Source organism: Ferruginibacter sp. HRS2-29 (assembly GCF_024343615.1).
GTDB lineage: Bacteria > Bacteroidota > Bacteroidia > Chitinophagales > Chitinophagaceae > Ferruginibacter.
This window is the reverse complement of record NZ_RJUB01000040.1, coordinates 1-5,935: the sequence shown is the minus strand read 5'-3', so window position 1 is coordinate 5,935 and position 5,935 is coordinate 1. Positions and strand designations below refer to the sequence as shown.

Below are 5,935 nucleotides of genomic sequence, written 5' to 3'. Positions count from 1 at the left end.
GAAAGGGGTAGCTGATGGCAAGTTGGTTAATATTCCAACACCTGCTTTAAATTCGATGGGGTGACGGGGTAGTGAAAGGTCCGCGAACTGACGGAATAGTTCGTTAAAGGGTGTAGTTATATTCTGTATAGGTAAATCCGTACGGGATGGCGAACCTGATAGTACAGCGAAGCTTCGGCTTAGCTGATAGTGACCCTAATCAGACCTCCGAGAAAAACCTCTAAGTTATGTTTAAAGCAGCCCGTACCGCAAACCGACACAGGTGGGTGGGATGAGTATTCTAAGGCGCTCGGGTGAGCCGTGGAGAAGGAACTAGGCAAATTAACGCTGTAACTTCGGGATAAAGCGTACCGATTTCGGTCGGTCTCAGTAAAATGGTACAACCAACTGTTTAGCAAAAACACAGGGCCCTGCAAAATCGAAAGATGACGTATAGAGCCTGATACCTGCCCGGTGCTGGAAGGTTAAGGAAGGATGTTCGGCGCAAGCCAAAGCTTCTGACTGAAGCCCCAGTAAACGGCGGCCGTAACTATAACGGTCCTAAGGTAGCGAAATTCCTTGTCGGGTAAGTTCCGACCTGCACGAATGGTCTAATGAGTTGTACACTGTCTCCTCCACGAGCCCGGTGAAATTGTAGTATCGGTGAAGATGCCGGTTACCCGTCACGGGACGGAAAGACCCCATGAACCTTCACTACAACTTTGCATTGATTTTGAATTTTTGATGTGTAGGATAGTTGGGAGACTTTGAAGCGGTGTCGCTAGGCATCGTGGAGTCAACGTTGAAATACCAACCTTTAAACATTTAGAATCTAATCCCTGACGGGAAACAGTGCATGGTGGGTAGTTTGACTGGGGTGGTCGCCTCCTAAAGTGTAACGGAGGCTTGCAAAGGTTCCCTCAGTACGGTTGGTAATCGTACATAGAGCGTATTAGTATAAGGGAGCTTGACTGTGAGACTTACAAGTCGAGCAGGGACGAAAGTCGGCTAAAGTGATCCGGCGGTTCTGTATGGAAGGGCCGTCGCTCAAAGGATAAAAGGTACTCTGGGGATAACAGGCTGATCTCCCCCAAGAGCTCATATCGACGGGGAGGTTTGGCACCTCGATGTCGGTTCGTCACATCCTGGGGCTGGAGAAGGTCCCAAGGGTTCGGCTGTTCGCCGATTAAAGTGGCACGTGAACTGGGTTCAGAACGTCGCAAGACAGTTCGGTCCCTATCTGTGATGGGCGCGAGTAAATTGAGAGGACATGACTTTAGTACGAGAGGACCGAGTCGTATGTACCGCTGGTGTATCTGTTGTGCCGCCAGGTGCAATGCAGAGTAGCTATGTACAGCCAGGATAAACGCTGAAAGCATCTAAGCGTGAAACCTTCCTCAAGATGAGTTTACTTTTAAGGGTCGTCAAAGACTATGACGTTGATAGGCTATAGGTATAAGGGTGGTAACATCGAAGCCGAGTAGTACTAATTGCCCGTAAGCTTTATTTTTTTTTATTACCCACACGCTGTTCCTACGGAACAACATGCAGGGAATGAATATACTATTACTTGTTTACTTCTTTTTTCCAATATGTTAACTTATTAAATTGTCGCTCGACAATCATCTTTTTATGGTGGTTTTGCCGAGGGTGTTCACCTCTTCCCATACCGAACAGAGAAGTTAAGCCCCTCATGGCCGATGGTACTGCAAAGAAATGCGGGAGAGTAGGTAGCTGCCATATTCTTTTTAAGACCCTTCAATAACCTGAAGGGTTTTTTTATGCCCATACGTGATCCCCCTGATTGCCGATGGTACTGTCCCCATCCCCACAGTACTGTGGGGATGGGGACAGGCATATTCTTTTGAAAGCTTTCAAGTAAACCTGAAGGCTTTTTTATGGCCCATAACCGCCACAGACCACAGACTATCGCAGGTAGTCAACCCAGAGTAGTCAACCGCGGGTAGTCAACCCAGAGTAGAATTCTGTATACAAAAAACCGGCAGCTCCCGCCACCGGCCCAAATTACCTGTATCATAACAACCCTCCGCACTCAGCACCAACCCCCGAAGGTTTGACTATTCACTATTCACCATTCACTAATTCACCTTCACCCCCGCAAACGTAGTCGTATACTCCCCTCCGCCACCATTTATTGTAGTGCTGGTACTTCCCGTAGCTGCAGAACTCAGAAAACTGACATATACTTCATCCCCGGCTGCCAGCTTCAATATATGCGACGAAGTAATAGTATGCGCACCTACACTGTTTGGCGGCAGATAGCCGATATGGGAACAACCGGGCGGCGTAACTCCGTTTACATTTAATTGCACATAGATCCTCAAAGCATTGGCAAAAGCCGGTTGCGATAGTCCTACATTCACGGTAAAAGAATAGATCCCTGCAGAAGGCGCGGTAAAACTGCCCGCATTAAATCCTCCGCCATCATTATACTGGGCGGTATAAGTATTGGGTGCTATACCCGTGTTGGAATTGATCACAACATTACTTGTAAGAGAAGCCGAGAAAGCAACAGTTGCGGGGGCAGGTGTAGGGATTGCCTGCCAGGTAGCATTACCCGAGGCATCTGAAGTAAGCACCCTGCCTGCAGCTGCGCCTTGCCCGCTGATCTGCACCTTGCCATTTGTACGCAGAGCCCTTCCATTTGCCAGGTTATAAAAATCACCGGAAACAATATCCGAAGCTTCGGAATAACCATATATCGAACTCGATCCTGATTTTTGACTATACCCCATCACGCCTATACCATTGCCGCTGGTACCCAATACGCCTGTACCTGCGTAAATGGTGGGCACGCTACCCGAAAAGCCTATCACGCCCGATCCTGTTGCCGAATAACTGCCACCCCATATACCCGCATGCGCACCCGTAGCCTGGATAGCCGGGGCACCAAAGCCGGTAGAAGCAGAAGTGACAAGAAAAGCAGGCATAACCAATGATGCATCCGCATTAACAAACCGCCCGAGCCCCGCTACATCCAGCTTGCGCTGCGGAATGATATTGTTGATACCCACATTGCCGTCATCAGAAATAGACATGTATTCTTTCAGCAGGTTTTTGCCATTGTTGGCATAGCCGAAGAACGCCAGCCTGCTGGTATTTACACCGGTACCAAACGTTTTGATAGCACCGGAATAATAAGTCCCGTTTTTAAAATAGAGCGCTGTATTGGTACCATCCGCCATAGTGGTAGAATTTTCTACCAGCATTACACCGGTATCGGATGCAGCCCTTACATGCAGCGGTATCAATGGAGAGGTGGTGCCCACGCCAACATTCTGCGCCATGGCGCCATGAACAAACAACATCGAAAAAACGAAAGGGAGAATTTTTCTCATGATTTGAATTGAAGGTTGGTTTTTAAAGGGGCTAATTTATGTGGGAATGAGAATATGAGCAATACCCTAAATATGGTATGTTTTGAACTCCTCTGTGCGTGTCCCGCCGGATGTCAGGGGGTTCAATTTATATCAATCAGGAATTCCGATATCGCCTGCGCATATGCCGTGCGCCTGCCCGCAGCTTTCTTTGTATACAATGCTTTCAACGCCGGATCGGCGATAATGCTTTTGGCAAATGCCACCGCCGCCGTAAATTTTTCCCGGCCAGTAGCCTGCTTTTCGGTGGGAATAACATTGTAGCTGCCCGGGGCTTTTCGTACCATCACCTGCCCCGAACGCTGGTAAAAAACTTTCTTTCCTATTTTGCCCGAAGCGCCATCGGCGTACCAGGGAAGTTGAGTATATTTCATAATGCGGGTTTTTGGGGTGAAGAAGATATTTACCCTACTGACTCTGGCAACCCTTGAAAGTAAATAATGCTACTTGTTAAATACTTGCAGCATCGAATCTGTAACGAATGTATAGGTTGTAGATTCGTTACAGATTCGATGCTGCAGGTGTTGAGGATGTAGTGTGAAAGGGTGGAGAAGGTTTCCCGCAGATCAACGCAGATCAATACAAGCAGATCTTCGCAGACTGATCCGTGATTATTTTGAATTTATTTTCTGTAGCTTAAATTTTACGTGCGGTCAGCTTGAGAAACTTAGCTCAGCTGACTGTAAGGATCTTCAGGCTTTCAGCGCATTCATAGCAAAAAATTAAATCATTTTGCTTGATTCCCAAATTGAGTATAATTTCTAGAGAGGAGTTTTAATTTCTCCCATTCTTCATTTATGAAAGCTTCTTTCTTTTTTCTGCTCCACCCTTTGATTTGTTTTTCTAATGCAATTGCCTGGTCGGCCCTGTGAAACTGTTGGCTAAAAACTAATGTCACAGGCAAGCGTGTTTTGGTGTATGAAACATTACCATAGCCTGATTGATGTTCCTTTAATCTTCTATCGAGGTTATTTGTTATGCCGGTATAATAACTATTATCGTTGCATTTGAGTATATAAACAAAATAGCTGGTCATTTTGATTGATTTTCGAATATTCAAAATATTAAAAACACGGCGTTGTAAAAAGGAGATTTTAACCAGAATTGAGTGAGGATTTCAACGTTTAATTTTGTGAAAAATCTCTCCTGTGAGCCTGAGCTAAATTGTATACTGTCAGCCTAAATTCTACCTTACTGTCAGCCTGAGCTTGTCGAAGGCGGGGTTGAGAGGTTCTAATTCCGCCTTCGATCCGTCGGCAAGCTCAGGATAAACTTAGCTCAGGCTGACAGTGAAGGTGGTGTCAAGCTCACGATTAATAGGAATACCTCAGATAACGCCCTAAAAAAATGAACATTGCTTAAGCTTTACGTGCAGTCAGCCTGAGCTTGTCGAAGGCGGGGTTGAGAGGTTCTAATGCCGCCTTCGACAAGCTCAGGCTGACAGTGGCGGGTTTATTCAGGCTGACCGTGGAAAAAAAATCAGGCATTTTGAGTTTTAATTGGCTGCAACGCATAAGTAGCCTCCAGCAACGCCTTCACATACTCATAAAAATGCAGCATGCACTTCCGCTCCTGCGCTATATCGCTGTACGGCAGGTGCTCGCTGGTGAGGGCGCCGCTGAAGAGCAGCCACAGCTCGCGGCCGGCTTCTTCGGCGGTGTATTCGTTTACAAAGCCATCGATAACGGCGGCGGCATCGGCAGCGGTATCAGGATTGGGTTGGTGGAGGGAGTAGTAGTGCTCGGCGATGTGGGCGGGGAGTGTTGTCATTGGGTGAAAAGTTGAAGAATGATTAATAATTAAATATACTAATTATTATCGCAACTAAGACATATGTCTTATGCTTTATTTTAAAAATTTCTTTAGGTTTACTTATGCCCGCTAAACTCGACAAAGTAGATATTAAATTTAAACTGGCTGTTGCCGCAAGGTTGAAAGAACTTCGTGAGCAAAGCGGTTTGAGCCAGCAAGCACTAGCTGATAATTCAGGAAGAAATCCCCAGGACTATAATAAGAATGAAAGAGGAAGAGGAACGAGTTTGTATACGATCAATAAGTTTTGTATTGAGCGGGGGATAACGTTGAAGTATTTTTTTGATTCGGTGTTGTTTAAAATTAAATAAATTTAGAATTCAAAATACAACATCAAGGAAGTTTAAAAACACTAACCACCTTTTATTTATCTTTGCTAGTAATTGATAGTTTTTAATAAGCGTATAAAGATTTAGGGCCTCATGAAAAAGTTTACAAATCCGTTAGAGAGTTCTACTAGAATTAAGATAAATAATTGGCTAACAAACCTTTCTTGGAATATCGATGAGGACAGCCCGGATTGTAATTGTTATACGGAGCGTGCGAGAACAGTTTCTGAAAATAAAAAATTTAAAGGTAATAGGCCTGATTATGTTTTGTATTCATCTGATAAAAAACCGCTTGCAATAATTGAGGCTAAAAGACAAGGAAAAACCCTACAGACGACATTAAACGAAACAATAAAAAAATATGCAACTCCCTTAGGAGTTAAAATTGTATTTATTACTGATGGTTTATTTATTCAG

At 45.0% G+C, this 5,935-nt stretch carries 6 protein-coding genes and 2 rRNA genes; 5 read left to right on the top strand and 3 right to left on the bottom strand.

Annotated features, from left to right (window positions below; genetic code table 11):
* Nucleotides 1-1,490: ribosomal RNA gene (locus EGI32_RS10590) — 23S ribosomal RNA — on the top strand; the annotation flags it as partial.
* Nucleotides 1,491-1,610: 120 nt separating this feature from the next.
* Nucleotides 1,611-1,722: ribosomal RNA gene (rrf, locus tag EGI32_RS10585) — 5S ribosomal RNA — on the top strand.
* A gap of 356 nt (nt 1,723-2,078) precedes the next feature.
* Here rrf and EGI32_RS10580 read toward each other — a convergent pair.
* The 3 genes from EGI32_RS10580 to EGI32_RS10570 form a co-directional block, all read right to left on the bottom strand.
* Nucleotides 2,079-3,338 carry a complement C1q domain-containing protein gene (locus EGI32_RS10580; protein ID WP_255155366.1) on the bottom strand — a complete coding sequence of 420 codons (1,260 nt, stop codon included), beginning with the start codon at nt 3,336-3,338 and terminating at the stop codon, nt 2,079-2,081.
* Between the two features lie 122 nt (nt 3,339-3,460).
* Complete coding sequence (locus EGI32_RS10575) at nt 3,461-3,751, bottom strand: hypothetical protein (RefSeq protein WP_255155365.1); 291 nt, start codon at nt 3,749-3,751, stop codon at nt 3,461-3,463.
* A 353-nt stretch (nt 3,752-4,104) separates the two neighbouring features.
* Nucleotides 4,105-4,413: a GIY-YIG nuclease family protein gene (locus EGI32_RS10570; RefSeq protein ID WP_255155364.1), complete on the bottom strand. Its 309-nt coding sequence runs from the start codon at nt 4,411-4,413 to the stop codon at nt 4,105-4,107.
* A gap of 452 nt (nt 4,414-4,865) precedes the next feature.
* Here EGI32_RS10570 and EGI32_RS10565 point away from each other — a divergent pair, with 452 nt between their 5' ends.
* From EGI32_RS10565 to EGI32_RS10555, 3 genes are all read left to right on the top strand, one after another.
* Nucleotides 4,866-5,162 carry a hypothetical protein gene (locus EGI32_RS10565; protein ID WP_255155363.1) on the top strand — a complete coding sequence of 99 codons (297 nt, stop codon included), beginning with the start codon at nt 4,866-4,868 and terminating at the stop codon, nt 5,160-5,162.
* An 89-nt stretch (nt 5,163-5,251) separates the two neighbouring features.
* Nucleotides 5,252-5,500 (top strand): helix-turn-helix domain-containing protein, encoded by a 249-nt coding sequence (locus EGI32_RS10560; RefSeq protein ID WP_255154907.1) that lies wholly within the window; start codon nt 5,252-5,254, stop codon nt 5,498-5,500.
* Between the two features lie 111 nt (nt 5,501-5,611).
* Nucleotides 5,612-5,935: type I restriction endonuclease (locus tag EGI32_RS10555; protein WP_255155362.1), on the top strand; the 324-nt coding region annotated here is incomplete at its 3' end.

Coding starts and splice junctions, on each gene's coding strand:
- EGI32_RS10570 (WP_255155364.1), bottom strand. CDS start 4,413: ATGACCAGCTATTTTGTTTATATACTCAAATGCAACGATAATAGTTAT.
- EGI32_RS10575 (WP_255155365.1), bottom strand. CDS start 3,751: ATGAAATATACTCAACTTCCCTGGTACGCCGATGGCGCTTCGGGCAAA.
- EGI32_RS10560 (WP_255154907.1), top strand. CDS start 5,252: ATGCCCGCTAAACTCGACAAAGTAGATATTAAATTTAAACTGGCTGTT.
- EGI32_RS10580 (WP_255155366.1), bottom strand. CDS start 3,338: ATGAGAAAAATTCTCCCTTTCGTTTTTTCGATGTTGTTTGTTCATGGC.